Origin of the sequence: Streptomyces sp. NPDC050287 (assembly GCF_044459385.1) — a bacterium.
Lineage (GTDB): Bacteria > Actinomycetota > Actinomycetes > Streptomycetales > Streptomycetaceae > Streptomyces.
Map to the genome: position 1 here is coordinate 19,652 of NZ_JBITIY010000004.1, position 20,673 is coordinate 40,324.

The following is a 20,673-nucleotide window of genomic DNA, read 5'->3' on the forward strand; positions in this document are numbered from 1 at the left end:
GCTGCCAGAAAGGATCCGCACACAATGAAGGTCATCATCATCGGTGCCGGCGTGCTGGGCGTGAGCGTCGCGAGGCAGCTTGCCGTCGCCGGCGAGGACGTTCTCCTGCTCGATCAGCGGGGAGCCGGCACCGGCACGACCGCGACCACCTTCGCCTGGACCAACTCCAGCCGGAAGCCCGACCCGGACTACCACCGGCTGAACCTCGCGGGGATGGAGGAGCACGCCAGGCTCGCCGGGCAACTGCGCGGCGCACCGTCGTACTTCCCCAGCGGAGCGCTGCAGTGGGCGGACACCGCAAACGAGCAGCGGCTCGCCGACAACGTGGAACGACTGCAGGCACTCGGCTACCCCGCACGCTGGGTCACCCCCGACGAAGCGGCGCGGACCGCAGGCGGACTTCGCATCCCGGCGACCATCACGTCCATCGCACACTTCCCCAGCGAGGGATACGTTCTGCCGGACCGCTTCGTGAACAACCTGCTGGCGGACGCCGAGCAGCACGGAGCCACGTTCGCGATCGGCGAGGTCGTAGCAATCAACGACGGGCCTGACCGAGTATCCGTCACCCTGGCCGGAGGCGAGGTCTGTACGGGCGATCGAGTCGTCCTGGCGGCAGGCCGCTGGACGGAACGGCTCGCCGCACGGGCCGGGATCGACGTTCCCATGGTGACGGATGCCGGTCGCGGAGCGCAGACCGTCGGCCTGCTCGGGTACGCCAGGTCACCACAACTCGACCTGCGCTGCGTGGTCCACAGCCCCGGCCTCAACCTCCGCCCCGAGGCTGGCGGGCATACCGTCCTGCAGGCTCTCGATCTGAACGCCCACGTCGATCCGGCAGACCCGCCGTCCGCGGACGGGGACATCGCGAGCACCCTCGCCCGACGGTTCTCCGCACTGCTGCCCGACCCGGGCCGGGCGCCGGAGATCGACCTGCGCATCGGCCTGCGGTCACTGCCCGCGGACGGCCACACCGTCGCCGGCTATGCCTCCGCTCGGTCCCGCGTCTACTGCCTCGTCTCGCACAGCGGGGTCACCCTGGCGCCGATTCTGGGACGCCTGGTCGCGGCCGAGATCACAACCGATCAGGAGCAGGACCTCCTTGGGGCCTTCCGGCCCACACGATTCACCGGCGTACGGCGCTCCGACATCGAGGTGGATCAACACGCCACCAGCCTGGGCGAGCAGTAGCCGACAGCCCTCCCCCGCGATTCCCTTCACGGAAGGCCTGACGGCATGACAGCCACAGACACCCGCGACACACAGTGGGGACCGGCTGGTGCTGGGCGCGCTGACGCAGTACCGGATGGCCACCACCGAGCAGATGCACCGGGTGATCGCCCCCTCGGTGCGCACCCGGCAGACCGGGCGGCGACTGGCCAGACTGCGCGCTGAGGTGCTGGTCGACCGCATCACCTTGCCGCAGGCCGGACGCACCCGTGTGTGGTTTCCCCACCTCGTACGGCGTACAACTCGCCTCCGAGTGGCCCGAGATGAGCGGCCGGCCCTCCAAAACCGTGTCCGATCCGACCACCGTACGGCTGAAGGCCGGCCACACGCTGACCGTGACCGGGACCGCCCTCGTGGCTTCGAAGCCGACATCGCTCAGCAGCGTGTCGTCCGTCGTGCGGTCGGAGGACGAACCGGCTCGCCCGTACCCCGACTTCAGTAGGCGACTGCCAATAGCCGCACGATGACGAGAGGGGGCCCGCACGGGGAGCGTGGGCTGTGTTCGAGGACCGGCTGTACCGCGTCGGCGGTCAAGGCGCGCAGTTCACCGGTCGCGCGCGACGTCGAAGCGGCGCAGACCCTCCGGCTCAGCACACCGCACCATGGCGACCTGGCGCAACCTCGCCATCGGCGCCCTTCGCCTCGCCGGGAAGAGCAACATCACCGCGGGCCTCCGGCGCAACGCTCGCGACGCCAGCCGACCGCTCACCCTCCTCGGACTCACATGGTCACGAAACAGGCGCAACGCGACTACGCCGAGGCCCTGCGACGCCTCTCCCGTGATCGTCGGATCCGTCGTTGGATTCACACTCCCCCCGCATCGCCACCACGTCGGCGCGCAAGAAGTCAGCCCGCGGGGGTGTTGTAGTTGACGATCCCCTCCACCATGAGAGCGACCGCACCGGCCAACGGGTTGGTCGTTCCTGTGCCCACGACGTCGGGAAGCTTGTGCGCCTCGCTCTCAGTGACGGCCACCATGCCCCAGAACGCGTTGAAGCCGGACGGATCCACCGGCTTGTCGGTGGCCGCCCCCACAGTCAGGACGCCTCCCGCTTCGCGCACGGCCAACGCGCCCATCTGGCGGAGCGTGTCGTGATCCCGCTCCTCGGCGGCCACCACGCTCCAGCCCGCCACCTCCACCTGCCGTAAGGCGTCAAGGAGCTTGCCAGGCGTGTCCGGCCCCGCGACAACGATGTCAGGCAGGACGAGGGCCACCGGCCCCTGTGTCATGGGCAGGGCGGACCGTATCGCCCCGTCAAGCCCAGGCCCGAACGACTCGTCCTGGTAGACGAAAACCATCTGGAAGGTGTCGGCATAGCGAGCGAGATAACTCACTGTGTCCAGTTTGTGCGGTGCGAACACGACGACCATGCGCACATTGAGTCCGCTCTTGGCGAGTTCGACGACGGCTTCCAGGCTGCGGTCCAGCACGGTGACCCCAGGAGCCAGACAGTGCAGCTCCTTCGGGTAGGGCGCCCCGAAACGTGTTCCGTATCCCGCACAGGGGAGGATGACCGAAACATCAGGTACGGGTGTGGACGAACTCTGCATCGAGTAACACTCCGGTTGTGTGGACGATGGGGGAACTTGCACACCTCGCCGAGCACAGACTGCCCAGAGCCGGCCGACGCTGAACCTCCGGCCCCACGCACACCGGCGCGCACCACAGCCACTGGGATGACTTTTCCCACTATCCCCTGAAGGCGCAAGTCCGTTGCGAAATAGCCGAGTTGACCGGCGCAACCAAGCGCGATGACGCGAGGCGACCATCGCCTGGCCTGGCCGACACGCGGCCTACACTGCTGCCGATCATTCCTGACGGCCGACGTGTCGCCGCCGCCGGCCAACACCCCCGAACCTGGGCGGAAGCGACGGAAACGCATGGAAGACCCGACGAAAGAGGACGCTGTATGCGGGTGCTGTTGTCTACATACGGGACACGTGGCGACGTCGAACCGCTGGTGGCACTCGCGGTGCGGCTACGGGCGCTCGGCGCTGCGGTGAGGATGTGCGCCCCGCCGGACGAGGAGTTCGCCGAGCGGCTCGCGGGTATCGGAGTGCAACTGGTGCCGGTCGGTCCACCCGTCAGGGAGTTGATGCGCGGGAAGAGCCTGCCCTCGGCGACGGACCTGGCCCGCTACAGGGACGAGTTGGTCGAGACACAGTTCGACACGTTCCCTGCGGCGTTCGACGGATGTGACGTGGTGGTGGCGGCAGGTCTGGGGCAGGTCGCCGCGCGATCCGTGGCCGAGGCCGCGGGTATCTCCTACGTGTACGTGAGCTACGCAGCGGTCCACCTGCCGTCGCCGCACCACGCGCCACCGCCGCGGCCGGGCTGGCCGGAGCCTGAGGTCGCCGACAACCGGACACTGTGGGAGCTGGACGCCCAGAACGTCAACGCGCAGTTCGGCGAGGCCCTCAACCGTCACCGGACGGCGCTCGGTCTGCCACTGGTGGACAACGTGCGCGATCACATCCTCACCGATCACCCATGGTTGGCGGCGGACCCGGTCCTGGGACCGTGGCGGGAGACTCCCGGCCTCGACGTCGTACAGACAGGCGCGTGGACCCTCGTGGACGAACGACCTCTCCCGGCGGACTTGGCGAGGTTCCTGGATGCGGGCACCCCGCCGGTCTATGTGGGCTTCGGCAGTATGCCCCCGGCCGAGGGCATCGGTGGCATGGCCGTCGAGGCGATCCGCGCGCGCGGGCACCGCGTACTGGTATCCCGTGGTTGGGCGGACCTGGATCTCGTCGACGACGGCGATGACTGCTTCGCCGTCGGCGAGGCCAACCATCAGAACCTGTTCGGCAAGGTGGCCGCTGTGGTCCACCACGGCGGCGCGGGTACGACGCTGACGGCGGCCCGGGCGGGCGCGCCGCAAGTGGTGATACCTCTGCAACTGTCGGACAACCCGTACTGGGCCGGCCAGGTGGCGGCATTGGACCTCGGTGCGGCCCTGGACGCTCCGGCCACGACCGCCGAATCTCTTGGCATCGCGCTCAAGACTGCTCTGTCACCCGAGACCCGGGCGCGTGCGAAGGCCCTGGGAAGCCGGCTGAGCACCGACGGAGCGGAGGTGGCCGCGCACTGGTTGGTTGACGAGTCGCGGTGAACGACGCCGGCCCGCGGTGCCCGGGCTGATCCCGGACGCAGGGGCCCCGGGCGGGGTGAACCCGTCCGGGGCTTCAGCATGTGCGGACCGTGGCCCTGCGGTTGATCGCCCACGGCTGACACCGCGCCCTCGGTTGCTACCGTTCCGGTTCATGGATGACGGCGTGTACGTAGGCAATGCGGGCAAGGACGCGGCAGGGGACCGGGGTTGGCTGCTCGGGCACTTCAAGGAGCAGGGCGATCCCCGCCACAGTGACGCCGTCGAGGTCAAATGGGGTGTTCATCCACGCGGTGAGCAACGAGCGCAGTGGGTGCAGGGCGAGGTGCGGACAGCTCTGCTGGTTCTCATCACAGGACGTTTCCGCATGGAGTTCCCCGGCCGCAGCGTGCTGCTGGAACGGCAGGGCGACTATGTCGTCTGGGGACAGGGGGTGGATCACTCCTGGTTCGCCGAGGACGACTCCGTGGTCATGACTGTGCGATGGCCTTCTGTCTCTGGATACGCCGTCCCCGACAACGCGGCGCGACCGAAGTGAACTATCTGCTCCAATTGGTCCGCCATCTTCAGGCAAAAGCCCTTTATGTCGCACCCCGAGCGTAAACAGCACTCCGTCAATTGGCGGGTGTGGCGTTGGTCACCGTTGACCACCCAATCGGAGCGCATTTAGCATCAGCGGAAATGAGACACCGCACTGGCGGCTGAATAAACAGAAGCGTCCGCAACCGCTACTCTGCATGCACCTCGCGCAACTTCAAGGAGTTAGAGTAGACAGATGGCGATGTTCAGAAGCTTGTGCGAGGCGCCGCCGAGTCCCTGAAAGCCCGGTTCGAAATCCGGAACGACCAGCCCTCAGTGTTGTTCGCACAGCAGCGCAGCGAGGGCGATGACCTGGCTGAACAGCTGATACCCCAACGGGGTGTCCCGCCGAAGAACCTAGACCCGTAGGCGTTGATTTCACATCGCACTTTTCGCACTTTGATTGCAACGCATACATTCCGGACGTCAGCCTGAAGCCGCGCAAAGGTGACCATGCCGGGCAATCCCGTACTGGATCGCATGAACCACTGATACTCCGGGAACGCCGGACCCCATTTCCGCCGCGTTCCCTTCTCGTGAAGGGTAATCTGTGTCCTTACCCCGAATCGCAGTCAGTAGTCATTCCGGTGAAGAGACCAAATCCGCACCCTTGTCACTGGCGCAGGAACGCCTGTGGGTCACGGCGCGCATGGACGGAGACGCCAGCGCCGCCTACAACGAGCCGATGCCCTTCGATATCCGGGGACCGCTGGACCGGGACCTGCTCATCAAGGCGCTTCATCTGCTCGCGGCCCGGCACGAGGCTCTGCGCACCCGGTTGGCCCCCTTCGAGGGTTCGGCTCTTCAAGTAGTCGATCCGCCGGACACGGGTTTCCCGGTGACCTTCGAGGATCTGACGGGACTGCCGGACGGGGCCGAACAGTTCACGCGCATACGGTCGGAGGTGGAGGGCACCCCGTTCCGCCTGGGCGAGGAGCCCATGGTGCGCGGCTGCCTGATAGCACTCCAACCGCACCATCACGTATTGATCCTGACGGCGCATCACATCATCTTCGACGGCTGGTCCCGCTCCCTGCTGCTGAGAGAGCTGGGCACGGTGTACTCCGCGCTACAGCACGGGCAGGACGTCTCACTGCCCGGACTTACCTGGCAGTACAGCGACTACACGCGCTGGCAGTGGGAGTGGATGTCCGGAGACGGGCCCGCCTCACACGCCGAATACTGGACCACCGCACTGGCCGGCACCCCGGCCGTGATCTCCCTGCCCACCGATCGGCCCCGCCCACCCGAACAGGACTTCCGCGGCGACCGCTTGCCCGTGACCGTCGACGCGGACCTGACGCGGGCCCTGCGCGCGCTGGCCTCGGACAACGATGTCTCCCTGTACGCGACCGTCCTCACCGGCTGGTCCGTACTGCTGTCCCTGCTCTCCGGGCAGGACGACATCGTTGTCGGGGCTCCCACGTCGAACCGCCGACGCGGGGACGTCGAGGGTCTGATCGGCTTCTTCGTCAACACCCTCGCCCTGCGCGCGGACCTCTCCGGCTCCCCCACCGTCAAAGACGCCCTGAAGCGGGTGAACCAGCGCATCCGTGACGCCCTCAAGCACGTCGACCTCCCCTTCGAGCGCGTCGTCGAACTGGTCAATCCACCGCGGAGCCCCTCCTACACGGCCCTGTTCCAGACCATGTTCGCCTGGGTCCCCTCGATGCGGAAAGAACTCGAACTTCGGGGTCTGAAGGTCGAGTTGCGGGAAGACGCCGCCCACGTACCCGCGAAGTTCGACATGGTCCTGGCCCTGGCCGATGAGGGCCGGCACCTCACCGGGGACATCGACTACGCGGTGGCGCTCTTCGACCGGGCGACGGTCGAACGGTGCATACGTCAATTCCTCCGCGTGCTGCGTCTGATGACCGAGCAGCCAGATGCCGAGATCGCCGACCTGACGCTGCTCGACGAGGACGAGCAGCGGGCACTCCTGGCCACTTTCAGCACCGGGCCCGCCGTGACCGAGCCGGCACCGGCGGGCGTGCTGGAACGCTTCGCCGCGCAGGTCCGCGAACGACCCGGGCAGTGTGCGGTGGTGGCCGATGACGCGGAACTGGACTACGAGACACTCGACCACCGCGCCAACCGCCTCGCCCATGCGCTGATCGCCCGTGGTGCCGGTCCCGACCGTGTCGTGGGCCTGCACGCCGGACGTACGACCGAACTCGTCGTCGGCGTGCTCGGGATCCTCAAGTCCGGAGCCGCATACCTGCCCCTCGACCCCGGCCAGCCCCCGGAGCGGCTCGCTGCCATGGTCAGCGACGCCACACCGGTCCTCGTGCTGACCGACCGGACGAACGCCGCCGACGACAACGGACACTTGTGGGAGCACCTGGCGAAGGTGGAGGCGGAGGGGACGCACGACGAGGCGCCGGCCATCGAGACGGACCCGGCTCGGCTCGCCTACGTCATCTACACCTCGGGATCGACCGGCCGCCCCAAGGGCGTGGCGGTGACGCACGCAAGCGTCGTCAATCTCTTCGACCACTGGCGCGAACTCATGGGCGACGCCCCCGGCGAGGCGGCCTCGGCCTGGTCCAGCATCGGCTTCGACGCGTCGGTGCACGAACTCCTCGCCCCGTTGACCACCGGCGCCGTGCTCCACCTGGTTCCCGACGAACTACGTGGTGACCCTCGGGCATTGCTGGACTGGATGCGCGAACGCAAGATCACCCAGGCGTTTCTGCCCCCGTCCTACGTCCTGTGGATCGGCGAGGATCCGGCCACACGCCTGGCCGGATCGAGCCTGCGTCAGCTCCTGACCGGAGTGGAATCCCTGCCCGAGAGCACCCTGCACCGCATGCGTGAGCTGCTGCCCGGCTTGCGCGTCTGCTTCGGCTACGGCCCGACCGAGGCCACGCTCTACTCGACCGCCTACACCGACCCGCAGCCGTACGAGCGGTCGTGTCCCATCGGGCGGCCGCTGCGGGGCACCCGCCTGTACCTGCTCGACGACCGAATGCGCCCGGTACCCGTGGGAGTTCCCGGAGAGGTCTACCTCGGTGGCGCGAGTCTGGCCCGGGGATATCTGAACCGCCCCGACCTCACCGACGAACTCTTCGTGCCCGACCCGTTCGTCCCCGGTGAACGCCTCTACCGCACCGGCGACTTGGCCCGTTGGCTGCCGGACGGCAACGCCGAGTACGTCGGCCGCCGCGACGACCAGCTCAAGCTGCGCGGCTTCCGTATCGAACCCGGCGAGGTCGAGGCGGCGCTGCTGGCGGTCCCCGGGGTGCGGGAGGCTGTCGTCCTGGCCGACCGCGACACACCCGGTGGCCCTCACCTGGTCGCCGGCGTGGGATGTGACGCCGAAGCCACGCGGATGCCGTACGAGTGGCGCGCGGCCCTCAAGGACCGTCTGCCCGACTACATGATCCCCGCCGTGGTGGTCGAGTTTCCGCGACTGCCGTTGAACCGCAGCGGCAAGGTGGACCGGACAGAGGTGCTGCGCGCCGCGGCTGCAGTCCGCGCGGGGCGGGTCAACACGGCCGCGCCCCGCGACCACGTGGAGATGGCGCTGTACCGGGTCTGGCGCGGGGTGCTGCTGCACCCGGACATCGGAATCGGTGACAACTTCTTCGAGCTGGGCGGCACGTCGATATCGGCGATCAAGATGGCGTCTGCCGTCCAGGAGGAACTCGGCGTCGCGCTGGCCGTCCGGGACGTCATGCTGCACCCCACCATCGAGGCGCTCGCCGAGCGGGTGCGCGGCAACGGCGGCGATGCCGCGCAGTCCGCGGAGCTCAGCAGCCTGGTCGCATTCCGGGCGGGCGGCGGCCGACAGCGTGTGGTGTGTGTGCACCCCGCCGGCGGCACCGCGTTCTGCTACCTGCCGCTGTCCGCCGAACTGGCCGACGACATCGGCGCGGTGGGGCTTCAGGCACCCGGCATCAATCCCGGCGAACACACCCTGCCCGGGGTCGAGGCGATGGCCGAGGAGTATCTGCGGCTCGTCGCTCCCGGCGCCGACGAGGCACTGGTGCTGTGCGGGCTCTCCTACGGCGGTCTGATCGCGTACGAGATGGGCCGCCGCCTGATGGCGGCCGGACACGAGAAGGTGAGCGTGGTCCTCCTCGACACTCACGGTGCTGAGGACGACGAGGCGCGCGCCGCGATCGAGCCGGTCGGCATGGAGGAGTTCCGGGAGAAACTGGTGCGCTTCAACGGCATGTACCCGGGGATCGACGACGACCAGGTCGCCCGGTACCTGAACGTCTACAACCACCATCGCGCGACGGCGCGTGACTACGCCGTACCCGAATCGCCCGCCCGCGTGGTGCTGATGCAGGCGACGGCCGTGGAGGACGACGACACGGACGGCGAGGGTGCCGCTCGTCTCCGCGCGTTCTGGCGCCGTCGCGTCAGCGGTGAGTTCGTGGTCGAACCGGTCGCCTGCGGTCACTGGGACATGCTGGAGAGCGACGGACTGCCGCGCGTCGCCTCCGTCCTCACCTCCGAACTGCATCGGCTGACTTCCGCTCCGGGCCAGGACGAGCCGGAGCGCACAGCACCTTCAGGCACGTCGGAGGTCCGATGAAACCGCGCGTCGAAACGTCCCCCGCCGAGGTGGCCGAGGACTTGAGCGTCCCGCCCGGGATAGCCCTTGAGATTCACCGCCGAGCCCTTCGCACACCACACGCCGAGGCGGTCGTCGACCACGAAGTAGGCCTCGACTATGCGACGTTGAACGCGACAGCCGCCGCCGTCGCCCAGACGCTGAGGTGTCAGGGCGTCACCGCGGGGCAGGCCGTGGCGGTGGCGTTGCCGCGGTCGTGGCGGCTGGTCTGCGTGATGCTGGGGATTCTGCGGCTGGGGGCGCGGGTCGTGCCCCTCGACACGCAGAGCCCGGACGAACGCCGTCACTTCATCCTCCGGGATTCCTCTGCGGTCGCCCTGGTGTGCGAGACGATCGAGAGCGTCACCGGGCTCCCGCAGGACGTGAAGGCGCTCGCCGCGGACACCCTGCTGCCCGAACTTCCGGATGCCGCTGCCGCCGTGGAGGCACCGTCCGTCCCCGGCGAAGTGTCCTTCCTGTTCTACACCTCCGGAACGACGGGGCGGCCCAAGGGAGTCGAGGTCCGTGACGCCGGAGTCCGGCGGCTGGCACAACCCGGCTACATCCGCGTCGAGCCCGGTCTGCGCTATGCCTGCCTGGCCAACCCGGCGTTCGACGCGCTGAGTTTCGAGATCTGGGTGCCCCTGCTGACCGGGGGCTGCTGCGTGATCCTGAGCGACGGGGACGTGCAGACTCCCGAACGGTTCGCCGCCGCGCTGCGGCACGAGTGCGTGGACACCCTCTTCATCACCGCGGCGCTGTTCAACGCGATGGTCACGGCGGTGCCGGACTGCTTCGCCGCGGCCGGCGAGGTTCTTGTGGGCGGCGAGCAGCTCAACGCCCAAGTCATGCGCCGCTGGTACCGGGACAATGCCGGCAGCGGCACCCGCCTGTTCAACGCGTACGGGCCGACTGAGTCCGCCACCTTCGCCCTGTGCCATCCGATCCCGCGGGACTTCGACGGGGACGTGGTGCCGATCGGTCGCCCCTTGCCGCAGACCGGTGCGGTCCTGGTGGTTCCGGGCCAGGAGCGGGTCGCCGCGCCCGGTGAGGTCGGCGAACTCGTGTTGAGCGGAGCCGGACTCGCCGCCGGATACCGCAACCTTCCCGAGGAGACCGAGCGCCGTTTCGTGCGGCTTGCGTGGCTCGACGGTGGTGAGGAGCGGTACTACCGCACCGGTGACCTCGTACGGGCCGACAACGGGGGCCTGGTGGAGTACGTCGGACGAACCGACCGCCAGGTCAAGGTCCGTGGTTTCAGGATCGAGCCGGGCGAGGTGGAACGGCACGTTCTCACCCACCCGGCCATCCAGCGGGCCTACGTGTGCACACGCCGCGCGGGCAAGGAGGGACCCAACGAACTGCTGGCGTTCGTCGTCCTCCGACAGGAACTGTCCTACGAGGATTTCGACAGCCACTTGGCGGCCCACCTGCCCGCCTACATGCGCCCCCACCAGATCCATCTCGTGGCCGAGCTGCCGCTCAACGCCAATGGCAAGGTGGACCAGGCCGCCCTGCTGCGGCAGGCCGACCGGCCTTGGCGGCCCGCCGCCTCCGACTCCGACGCACCGGCCATGACGGAGACGGAGCGCCGGGTCGTCGACCTGGCCGAGGAGATACTCTCCACCACCGGCCTCGGCCTCGGCGACCGGTGGATCGCCAGCGGCGGTGACTCGTTGAAGGCGCTGCGGTTCTGCTTCGCCGTACGGCAGCGATGGGGCCGTGAGCTGACTCAGGCAGCCGTCCTGCACGGCGACCTGGCCGCCGTCGCACGGTCCCTGACCACGGCCTCTCCGGGCGAGGAGGGCGCCTTGCCGGCACCGGTGGTCTCCGGTGCCCGCTCGGCGCCCGCCACGAGCGAACAGCAGCGGCTGTGGCTGCTGCAGCGCCGCACCCCGGGCTCCCGGGCCTACTCCGTCAACCAGGCCTTCCGCGTGGACGGACCCGTCGACAGCACTGCCCTGCGGCAAGCGCTGCGCAGCCTGGTGACACGCCACGAGGCGCTGCGGACCAGCTTCGGCCTCGGGCTGGACGGCCTGGAGCAGACCGTCGGCGAGCCGTACGACCCCTGGCACGAGCCGGGCCCCCAGCAGACCTGGGACGAGGAAGAAGCGCACGCCTTCGCCGACACCTTCTTCGCCGAGCCCTTCGATCTCGCCGTTCCCCGCATGCTCCGCGCCTGCTGGCTGCCGCGTGACGGCGGCGGCACGCTCCTGCTGCACCTGCACCACATCGCCGTGGACGGCTGGTCGTTGAGCATCCTGCTGCACGACCTGTCGGCCGCCTACGCCGAAAGCGGCCGGCACGAGGCACCCGCTCCTACCCCCCTGGACTTCGCCGTCTGGCAGAGCGACCGGTTCACGAGCACGGCCTACCAGGTGCAGCGCGATGAACTGCTGGGTTTCTACCGGGATTTGGCGGAGCCGCTAGAGCCGCTGCCCGCCCGGGACACTGGTCCGGCACCGCGGGCGCACCTGCTGCACACGTCGCTCGACGACGTTCGGCTGGCCCAAGTGGACCACCTGTGCGCCGAGTTCGGACTGACCCGGTTCCAGGTCCTGCTGAGCGTGTTCTCCTGGTGCCTGTACGGCGTGACCGGCCTGGTCCGTCCGCGCATCGCCGCCCCGGTCGCGGGCCGCCCGGTGCGCGAGTTCGAGGACAGCGTGGGCATGATGGCGAACACCGTGCTGCTGCCCCTGACCGTCGTGCCCGGTGAGGACCTGCGCTCACATCTCGCCCGCACCAGGACCGGCACGGGGCAGGTACTGGGCCGCCAGGACGTGGCGCTCACCGACGTCCTGACCGGCTGGGAGGACGTCGGCGACAGCACACCGTTCGATTTCCTGTTCGTCCTGGAGAACACCGACTTCGGGGCGCTGCGGCTGCCCGGCTGCGCCCAGCACCCCCTGTGGTGGCATCCGGCGGAGGCCAAGTGCCCGATGACGGTCTCCGTGGTCGAGCACGCGGACGGCCTCGACGTGTTGTGGGAGTACGCCGAGGACCGGTTCACCGGCGAGGACGTCGAGGCGATGGCGGAGCTGCTTTGGCGGGGAGTGGACGCGCTTGCGGCCGGTGGCCGCTCCACCGCTCGTGAACTCGTCGGGCCCTACCGGCGGTCCCTTCCGGAGCACGGGCGCGGACCCGCACCGGAACCCGGCTTCACCACGATCGCCGAAGGCTTCGGCCGGCAGGTCGCCCGCACCCCGGACGCCCCCGCCGTCGTCACGGCCGACGGCGGCACCCTGAGCTACGCGGCCCTCGACGCCCGTGCCGCAGCCCTCGCCACGGAACTGGCCGACCGCTACCCGATCCCGGCCGACGGCAGCCCGTGCCGGGCGGCCCTGTACCTGGATCCCTGCGTCGAACACGTGGTGGCGCTGTTGGCCCTGGCACGGCTGAACGTCACCGCCGTCCCCCTCGACCCCTCCTACCCGGCCGACGTGCTACGCCGCGTCCTGGACCAGATCGACCCGCTGTGCGTCCTGACCACGCAGGACAGCTCGCCGGAACTGGACGCACTGCTTCCGAACGGTGTGGTGCGCCACCTCGTTCTGCCGGCGGACCCGGCGCCGCGGAAGGGCGCCGGCACGAGTGCGTCGTACGACGGGCACACCTCTGGCCGACACACGGTCGACGGGCCGCCACACGACGGCACCCGCCCCCTGTACACACTGTTCACCTCCGGCTCCACCGGCGTCCCCAAGGGCGTGCAGATCCACGACCGCACACTGTGCGACCTGATCAGGTGGCAGTCCGGTCCCGGCGGCCTGTCCGCCCCCGCGGCGACCCAGCAGTTCTCGATGCTGGCGTTCGACGTCTCCTTCCAGGAGATCTTCGGGACACTGTGCACAGGTGGCAGCCTCCACCTCGTACGTCCCGAGTGGCGTCAGGACGCGCCCGCGCTCCTGGACCGGCTGGAGGCCGCGGGCGCCGAGCGGATCTTCATGCCCTACGTGGCCCTGCAACTGCTGGCCGAGTACGCCGTCCGCCTGAACAGGTATCCCTCCCGGCTGCGCGAAGTGGTCACCGCGGGCGAGCAGTTGGTGTGCACCGACAGCATCCGGCGCTGGTTCGCCGGACTTCCCGGCGCGCGCCTGTTCAACCACTACGGGCCGACCGAGACACATGTGGTCAGCGCCCTGTGCCTGGAGGGGGATCCCGGGCAATGGCCCGAGCGGCCCGCCATCGGACGCCCGGTGGCGGGCGCCGATCTGCGGGTGGTGGACGCCCAGGGCGACCCGGTCCCGACCGGGTGCACCGGCGAGCTGCTGATCGGCGGCACCATGACCACCCGCTGCTACCTCGACGAACCCGCACTCGTCGACACCCGCTTCGTCGAGCTCCCCGGCGCGGGCCTGTTCTACCGCAGCGGTGACCGAGCGTTCTTCGATCGTGAGGGCCTGCTGCACTACGCCGGCCGCGACGACCAGCAGATCAAACTGAGTGGGCACCGGCTTGAACTCGGCTCCGTCGAGGCGGCCCTGCTGCGGCATCCGGCGGTGGTCAACGCCGTCGTCGCACGTGACGGCGACCGGCTGACGGCCGGCCTGGAAGTCCGTGGCGAAGCACCGTCCGCCGATGACCTGGCCGCGCATCTGTCCGTCCTTCTGCCCTCCTACGTACGTGTGGACCGCTTCCGCAGGCTGGAGAGACTGCCCCGCACACCCAGCGGCAAGCTGGACCGGCAGGCGATCCTCCAGGCACCAGGGGAAGAGATACCCCGTTCCGCGATCGCCCGCACGAGCCTGTCGGCCGAGGAGGAGCGCCTCAGCGTTGCCTTCGAGGAGGTCACCGGGTCGGTGATCGCTCCGGACCAGACCTTCTTCGAGGCGGGTGCCTCCAGTCTCGCTCTGATGCGCTTCCACCTGCGCTGCACCACGGCACTTGGTTTACGCTTCAGCGTCGCGGACCTCTTCGAGCACGTCACCGTCCGCTCCCTGGCCCGCCACCTCACCGCCCCGCGGCCGCTGACCCCGTCGGCCGCGAAGAACGACCCGGCCCCCGAACCCGGCGAACCGATCGCCGTCGTCGGCATGGCGGTACGGGTGCCCGGCGCCCCGGACCTGGCCGCCTTCTGGGACCTCGTGGTCTCCGGCGGCACCGGAATCCGCCGCATCGACGCGCCGGAAGGGGTCGTCGGAGCGCACAGCACGCTCGACGGCATGCTCGACTTCGACCCGGGCCACTTCGGCATCAGCCCCCAAGAGGCACGTCTGATGGACCCCCAACAGCGCCACCTGCTGATGGCCGCCGTGCAGGCCCTGGCGCACGCCGGAGTGGCGGACACCTCGGCCGCACGGGTGGGCCTGGTGGCCGGCGCTGGGGAGAACACCTACTTCCAGTCCCTGCTGCGCGAGGCAGACCCCGACCGGCTGCCTGACGGCTTCCAGCTCGCCCTGCACCATGAGAAGGACTTCCTGGCCACCAAGGTGGCGTACCACCTCGGGCTGACCGGCCCCGCCTTCAGCGCCCAGACGGCCTGCTCCAGCTCTCTGGTCGCCGTGCACCTCGCCGCCGGACTGCTCCGGCAGGGCGAAGCCGACGTGATGCTCGCCGGAGGAGTACTCGTCGACCCCGGGCTGACCGGCGGCTACCGCTACCGCCCGCAGCACATCTTCTCCGCCGACGGCGACTGCCGGCCCTTCAGCGACGACGCCACAGGCACGGTCGGCGCGAGCGGCGTCGGCGTCGTGGTCCTCAAAACGCTGAGGCAGGCACGGCGCGACGAAGACACCGTCTACGCACTCATCACCGGCTCCGCGATCAACAACGACGGTGCGGCGAAGATGAGTTACGCCGCGCCGTCCCTGGCCGGACAGCGGGAAGTGATCCGGACAGCGCTGTCCCGCGCCGGCCGCACCGGCGCCGACCTCGGCTATGTGGAGGCCCACGGCACCGGCACCCGGCTGGGCGACCCGATCGAAGTGGCGGCGCTACGGGAGGCGTTCGACGTCAGTGAGTCCGGCCGTTGTGCTCTGAGCTCCGTCAAGAGCCAGCTCGGCCACATGGGCGCGGCCGCCGGTGTGGTGGGCCTCGTCCGCGCGGGTCTCGCCGTGCACCACGGCACGCTCCCGCCGAACCTCAACTTCCGTGCCTTCAATCCGGAGATCGGGCCCGACCCCGCTCCCTTCCACGTCCCGGCCGTAGCCACGCCCTGGCCCGGGGGACGCGAACGGGTGGCCGCGGTCAGCAGTTTCGGGATCGGCGGCACCAACGCCCACGTCATCGTGGAGCAGGACACCACGCCCGTACCGGTGACGCCCCGCGAGATACCCCAGTGCCTCGTGCTGTCGGCCTCCAGCGCGGACGCCCTGGCCGCCGACGCCGCTCGGATCGCCGACTACCTCCAACTGCACCCGGAGCGCTTCGAGTTCGTACTGCGTCATCTCCAGGCCGGGCGGGTCGCTCGCCGCCTGCGGACCGCGGCACCCGTGACGGACGCCGCCGCGGCCGAGCACTGGCTGCGCGCGGTGGCCACAGGAGCCGTGCCGCTCGCCACCGCGCACCCGGATACCGTAACGGTCTCCGCGGCCGGTAGCACGGCCCACGACCTCGCCGAGGACTGGTCCGCCGGACGCCCGGTCGACTGGGGGGCAGGCTCCGCTCCGGCGCCCTGGGACTTCCCTCCCCCGTCCTTCTCCCTCTCGGAATACGACTTCGACCGACTGCCCGAGGACCCGCCTGCGCCCCCGGCCGCCCCACACCGGCGGCTGCCCCCGGAGAAGTGGCTGCACCAGCCGCACTGGGTCCGGCTGCGACGTGCCGCCGTCGCGCACACCCCCGTGCCGGCCGACCGCGTGTCCACCGTGATCGTCGTAGCCTCCGACAACACTCCGCGGACAGCGCTCGCGCCCTTCAAAGCGGTGGCGTCGCGCGTGATACGGGTGCACCCGGCAGGCACCTTCGCCCGCAGAGGACCGGACGCCTACGACGCGGACCCCGCTGATCCGGTATCTCTGCGCCGGCTGTTCGACGCACTGTCCGAGGACGGCGTCCCGCCCTCTGCCGACACGGAGTGGGTGCACGCCCTGCCCCTCGACGTGACAGGACCGGTCGGTCCCGGCACCCTGGAACACGCCCGTCACACCTGCCTGGACAGCACGGCGGCCCTCGCCAAGGCGCTGGCCGGGCGAAACGGCTCCCCACGCGTGTGGTGGCTGTCGTACGGCGCCCGGCCTGTGGCGGGAACGGTGGACAGACCTGAACTGGCGCTCCTCGCCGGGCCGGTCGAAGTCGCCCATCAGGAGTCCGCCCTGAACGGCCACTGGCTCGACCTCCCCGACGGCGACCTCACCCGCTGGGCCGCACACGTGGCCTCGCTCGTCGCCGAAACACGTGAGGCCCCTCATCCCGGCGGACCGGCCCTGCCGCGGCAGCTCGCGCTGCGGCAGGGTTACTGGTGGCGGCCGGACACCGTACCCGTACCCGAGCCGGCGGGTACGCGGTCCCTCGTACCGGCCGGAGCGGACACCGTCCACCTGGTGCTCGGCGGCACGGGCGGCATGGGCCGCGCCATCGCCGCCTGGCTGCTCGAACACACCCGCGGCCGGGTCCTGCTGCTGTCCAGAAACCCGCGGCTGCCCGAGGAGTTGAACGAATGCGCCGACCGCATCGGCCTCGTCCCGGCGGATCTCGCGACCATGCCCGTTCACGAGGTGGCGGCTGCCGTCGCCGACCACACGTCACGGCTGGACGGCGTCATCCACGCGGCCGGTATCGGACACGGCGGGCTGCTCGTACGACGTGACGCCACCGCGATGCGCGACGCCGCCGCGGTCCGCGAGAGGGGCGCACTCGTCGTCGAGCACCTGATCGGAGCCTTCCGCCCGCAGATCGCGGTCTACTGCTCCTCGATGTCCGCCCTGCTCGGCGGTGTCGGCCAGAGCGACTACGCGGCCGGCGCGAGCCTCCTCGACGGCTTCGCCCACCACCGGGCCACCGAGACGGAGACGACCGTCCGGATCGGCATCGACTGGGACATCTGGCGCGAGACCGGAATGGCGACCCGGGTCCTGAACACGGACAGCCGCCATCAGGCCCACCTCGCCCTGGGCCTGACCGTCGAGGAAGGCAAAGCGGTCTTCGCCCATGCCCTGGCCCTGCAACTGCCTCAACTCCTCGTCTCCACCACCGACATCGAGGCCTCCCGGGCCTTCTACGCTCCCGCCGAGAACGCGGACCGGTCCTCGCGCTGCGGACCGGCGTACCCGACGGACGCAGAGGAGGAGGCCTCCGACGCCGGCAGTACCGGAGAGCGCGCGGGCGCCACGGCCCGGATGATTCAGGAACTGCTGGGCGTGGACGAACTGGACCCCGAGGACTCCCTCTACGACCTGGGCGCCGACTCGCTGACCCTGATCAGCCTGATCGACCGGATCGAGGACGACTACGGCGTCGAGGTCGACCTGGGCTCGTTCAGCCACCGTGTCAGCCTCGCGGAGATCCTCAAGCACATCGAGGCGGCCCTCACCTCCGCCGACCCCACCACCGAGGCGGCCGGCAGGACCTCCAGGGTCGTCCTCGACATCTGGCAGGAGGGAACCGGTTCGGCCGTGCTGTGCCTGGTGCACCCCGTGGGCGGAGACATCCAGGCCTACCGCTCCCTGGTGACAGCGCTCGGACCCGCACCGACGGTGTGCCTCATCGCCGACCCGGCACTGCGCGACGACGAGATGCCCGCGTGGTCACTGGCCGAGCAGGCCCGTCACTACGACGCGGAGCTGCGTGAGCGCTTCGGCGGACCGGACCACCGGCTCCACCTGGCCGGATGGTCCTACGGCGCCCGGGTGGCGATGGAGATGGCGAGCCTCGCCGAGTCGGCCGGCCGGCCACCGGCAGCGCTCTACCTTCTGGATCCGCCACCGCCCCAGGCGAAAGCGCTGGTCGCCGCCTACGACGAGGCTCACCTGGAAAAGGTGTTCGCCGCCGAACTCGGCACCGGCGTCCCCTCGTTGCCGACCGAGCACGCACAGGCGTACGCCGAGAGGCTGGCCCGCTGCTGCCGCGCGAACCTGCGCAGCCTCGGGGAACATCGCGTACGGCCGCTCGGCTCCGTCCCCGCGTATCTGTGGCTGGCCGAACACCCCACCGCGGGCATGCCCACTCCTGCGGACCCCCAGGAGCCGGACCGGCAGTGGAACACCTTCCTGCCCCCGTCCGCCGTACGCCGGTATCTGCCCACCGACCACTACGGCATCGTCGCGGCACCCCACGTGGACACGGTGGCCGAGACCATCAGGGCGACGCTCGCGTCCCCGGGTGCCGCTAGCCACGGGACCGCCGACCTGTAAACCACAACGACCCCCTGGAGAATGACATGGAGACATACGAACGCGAAGCACTGGAAGCGGTGACCACGCGTCCCGCGCACCCCTACCGCACGCTCACCGTCGAACGGATCACCCCTGTTCTGGGGGCGGAGGTCTCAGGCGTCGACCTGTCGCGGGAGATCCCGGCGGAGCAACTGGAAGAGATCCGGGTCGCCTTCCGCGACCACCACGTCCTCGTCTTCCGCGATCAGACGATCACCGCCGAGCATCACAAGGGCTTCGCCGCCGCCTTCGGCGAACTGCGCCCCGTCAACCCGCCGCCACCCGAGGGCGATCCCTACATCCTGGAGATCCGTACGACGTCGGCCGCGGCGGACGTGGCGGGCAACGGCTGGCACGCGGACGGCACCGCCGACGCCGAACCGTCACTGGGGTCGATGCTCTACATCACCGAGATACCCGAGCCGGGATGCGGCGGCGACACCCTCTTCGCCAACATGCACCTCGCCTACGACATGCTCTCACCGGCGATGCGGGCCCTGCTGGACCCGCTGACCGCGATACACGACGGCGCGCAGGCTCTGGCGGGATACACACCGCCCGCGGACTACGTCATCCCCAAGAGCGAACACCCGCTCATCGCCCGGCACCCCGAGACCGACCGCAAACTGCTGTACGTCAACAAGGCCTACACCAGCCGCATCCCGCAGCTCTCCGCCGACGAGAGCCGGGCCCTGCTCGACGTACTCTTCGACATCATCGCCCGCCGGCCGGTCCTGCACTGCCGCGTCCGCTGGACCCCGGGCACGCTCGTCTTCTGGGACAACCGGTGCGTCCAGCACCACGCGACGTACGACTACTACCCCTACGCCCGCTACGGCCAGCGCGTCGCCATCAACGGCGGCCCGGTCAAGGGCTGATGTCCTGAACAGGTGAAGCGCCGGGTGCACGGACCCCGGCGCCGCGGTTCGGCGACAGGCTGCCCCTGTGGGTTCCTTGCCCGTTCTTCACCCGCCGGCCGACCCGCTGCGACGGGGCTGAGGCATCGCCGATGGCGACGCTGCGGGCCAGGCTGGAGCAGGACCGGCCTGGGCGAACGGGTGAGCGAGAGAGCTGCGCGCAGGGCTCTCACCGCGCTGGAGACGTTCCTGGACCACCCCCAGCTGCCCGCGGTGGCCGCCACCCGCCCCTATGGCCTTTCGCGGCGGGCCCTGACCGCGATGTCACCGCGACACGCCGAATCGACGGACAGAAACACCCGATCGGTCTAGATATGTCGGATATGCCCCGGGGATTCATAGGGGTGAAGGTGTCAGCGAAATCCCGCTGACCTCGCCACATATCAGGAGGACCAATGTCCGCGGTGACCAGGAGGAAGACAGCGACGTTCGCCGCCACGGCGGCGGCCGGAGCGTTCGCGGCAACCGTGATGCTCGCGGGCCCTGCATACGCGGACGGAACCCCGAGCACGAAGGCGACACCGTTCACGGGCCGTACCGAGGGCGGCAGCCTCATACTCAAGGACGGCGACATCATCGCCTGCGCGGCTGTCGGCCAACTGCAGGTCGTCCAGCCGAACGGCGTCATCCGCGAGACCGATGGCGCCGGTACGAAGTTCACGACGCCCGCGGGCACTCGTGTCCTGACGATCCGTCAGGGGACCGTAAAGGTGACCGTCGACCGGGTCAGCGCCGAGGTCACCTGCGGGAAGGAACTCTTCCCCACCACCACCGCGTTCGTGCCTTCCACCAGTCTCAAAGACGGGGTGAAGGCCGGCGCCGGAGGCACGGTGTCCGGACTGAGCACCGCCACGATGGTAGGTGGCGGCGGGCTGGCCGCGGCTGGGCTTGTCGGCGGTGCGGTTCTGCTGCGTCGCCGCGGTGCCGCCGGCTCCCGGGTCTGACGGGCCAGGGGCGGG

The 20,673-nt window shown here is 69.8% G+C and carries 9 protein-coding genes; 8 read left to right on the forward strand and 1 reads right to left on the reverse strand.

The annotated features are described in order from the left end of the window. The first annotated feature begins 24 nt into the window (after positions 1 to 24). Positions 25 to 1,191 (forward strand): NAD(P)/FAD-dependent oxidoreductase, encoded by a 1,167-nt coding sequence (locus ACIBK3_RS15140; protein WP_399365649.1) that lies wholly within the window; start codon positions 25 to 27, stop codon positions 1,189 to 1,191. A gap of 133 nt (positions 1,192 to 1,324) precedes the next feature. After that, positions 1,325 to 1,672, forward strand: a complete 348-nt coding sequence (locus ACIBK3_RS15145) for a hypothetical protein (RefSeq protein WP_399366801.1) — start codon at positions 1,325 to 1,327, stop codon at positions 1,670 to 1,672. A 404-nt stretch (positions 1,673 to 2,076) separates the two neighbouring features. Here ACIBK3_RS15145 and ACIBK3_RS15150 read toward each other — a convergent pair whose 3' ends face one another. Then, positions 2,077 to 3,000 (reverse strand): NTP transferase domain-containing protein, encoded by a 924-nt coding sequence (locus ACIBK3_RS15150; RefSeq protein WP_399365651.1) that lies wholly within the window; start codon positions 2,998 to 3,000, stop codon positions 2,077 to 2,079. Between the two features lie 140 nt (positions 3,001 to 3,140). Here ACIBK3_RS15150 and ACIBK3_RS15155 point away from each other — a divergent pair, with 140 nt between their 5' ends. The 6 genes from ACIBK3_RS15155 (at position 3,141) to ACIBK3_RS15180 (ending at position 20,658) form a co-directional block, all read left to right on the forward strand. After that, positions 3,141 to 4,346, forward strand: coding sequence for a glycosyltransferase (locus ACIBK3_RS15155; RefSeq protein ID WP_399366803.1), 1,206 nt, complete (start codon positions 3,141 to 3,143; stop codon positions 4,344 to 4,346). Between the two features lie 151 nt (positions 4,347 to 4,497). Next, a complete protein-coding gene (locus tag ACIBK3_RS15160) occupies positions 4,498 to 4,881 on the forward strand; it encodes a signal peptidase I (protein ID WP_399365653.1) in 384 nt (127 codons plus the stop codon). Positions 4,882 to 5,532: 651 nt separating this feature from the next. Next, on the forward strand, positions 5,533 to 9,468 hold the full coding sequence (locus ACIBK3_RS15165; RefSeq protein ID WP_399365655.1) for an amino acid adenylation domain-containing protein: 3,936 nt from the start codon (positions 5,533 to 5,535) through the stop codon (positions 9,466 to 9,468). Then, entirely contained in the window at positions 9,465 to 18,776 is a 9,312-nt protein-coding gene (locus tag ACIBK3_RS15170; RefSeq protein WP_399365657.1) for an amino acid adenylation domain-containing protein, read from the forward strand. Before ACIBK3_RS15165 ends, ACIBK3_RS15170 begins: the two co-directional genes overlap by 4 nt. Before the next feature lie 26 nt (positions 18,777 to 18,802). Continuing rightward, positions 18,803 to 19,675, forward strand: a complete 873-nt coding sequence (locus tag ACIBK3_RS15175; protein WP_399365659.1) for a TauD/TfdA dioxygenase family protein — start codon at positions 18,803 to 18,805, stop codon at positions 19,673 to 19,675. Positions 19,676 to 20,109: 434 nt separating this feature from the next. Then, complete coding sequence (locus ACIBK3_RS15180) at positions 20,110 to 20,658, forward strand: hypothetical protein (RefSeq protein WP_399365661.1); 549 nt, start codon at positions 20,110 to 20,112, stop codon at positions 20,656 to 20,658. Positions 20,659 to 20,673 lie beyond the last annotated feature (15 nt).

Excerpts from the sequence above, each read along its gene's own strand:
- ACIBK3_RS15140 (WP_399365649.1), top strand. The coding sequence starts at position 25 with ATGAAGGTCATCATCATCGGTGCCGGCGTGCTGGGCGTGAGCGTCGCG.
- ACIBK3_RS15145 (WP_399366801.1), top strand. The coding sequence starts at position 1,325 with ATGCACCGGGTGATCGCCCCCTCGGTGCGCACCCGGCAGACCGGGCGG.
- ACIBK3_RS15150 (WP_399365651.1), bottom strand. The coding sequence starts at position 3,000 with ATGGTCGCCTCGCGTCATCGCGCTTGGTTGCGCCGGTCAACTCGGCTA.
- ACIBK3_RS15155 (WP_399366803.1), top strand. The coding sequence starts at position 3,141 with ATGCGGGTGCTGTTGTCTACATACGGGACACGTGGCGACGTCGAACCG.
- ACIBK3_RS15160 (WP_399365653.1), top strand. The coding sequence starts at position 4,498 with ATGGATGACGGCGTGTACGTAGGCAATGCGGGCAAGGACGCGGCAGGG.
- ACIBK3_RS15170 (WP_399365657.1), top strand. The coding sequence starts at position 9,465 with ATGAAACCGCGCGTCGAAACGTCCCCCGCCGAGGTGGCCGAGGACTTG.
- ACIBK3_RS15175 (WP_399365659.1), top strand. The coding sequence starts at position 18,803 with ATGGAGACATACGAACGCGAAGCACTGGAAGCGGTGACCACGCGTCCC.
- ACIBK3_RS15180 (WP_399365661.1), top strand. The coding sequence starts at position 20,110 with ATGTCCGCGGTGACCAGGAGGAAGACAGCGACGTTCGCCGCCACGGCG.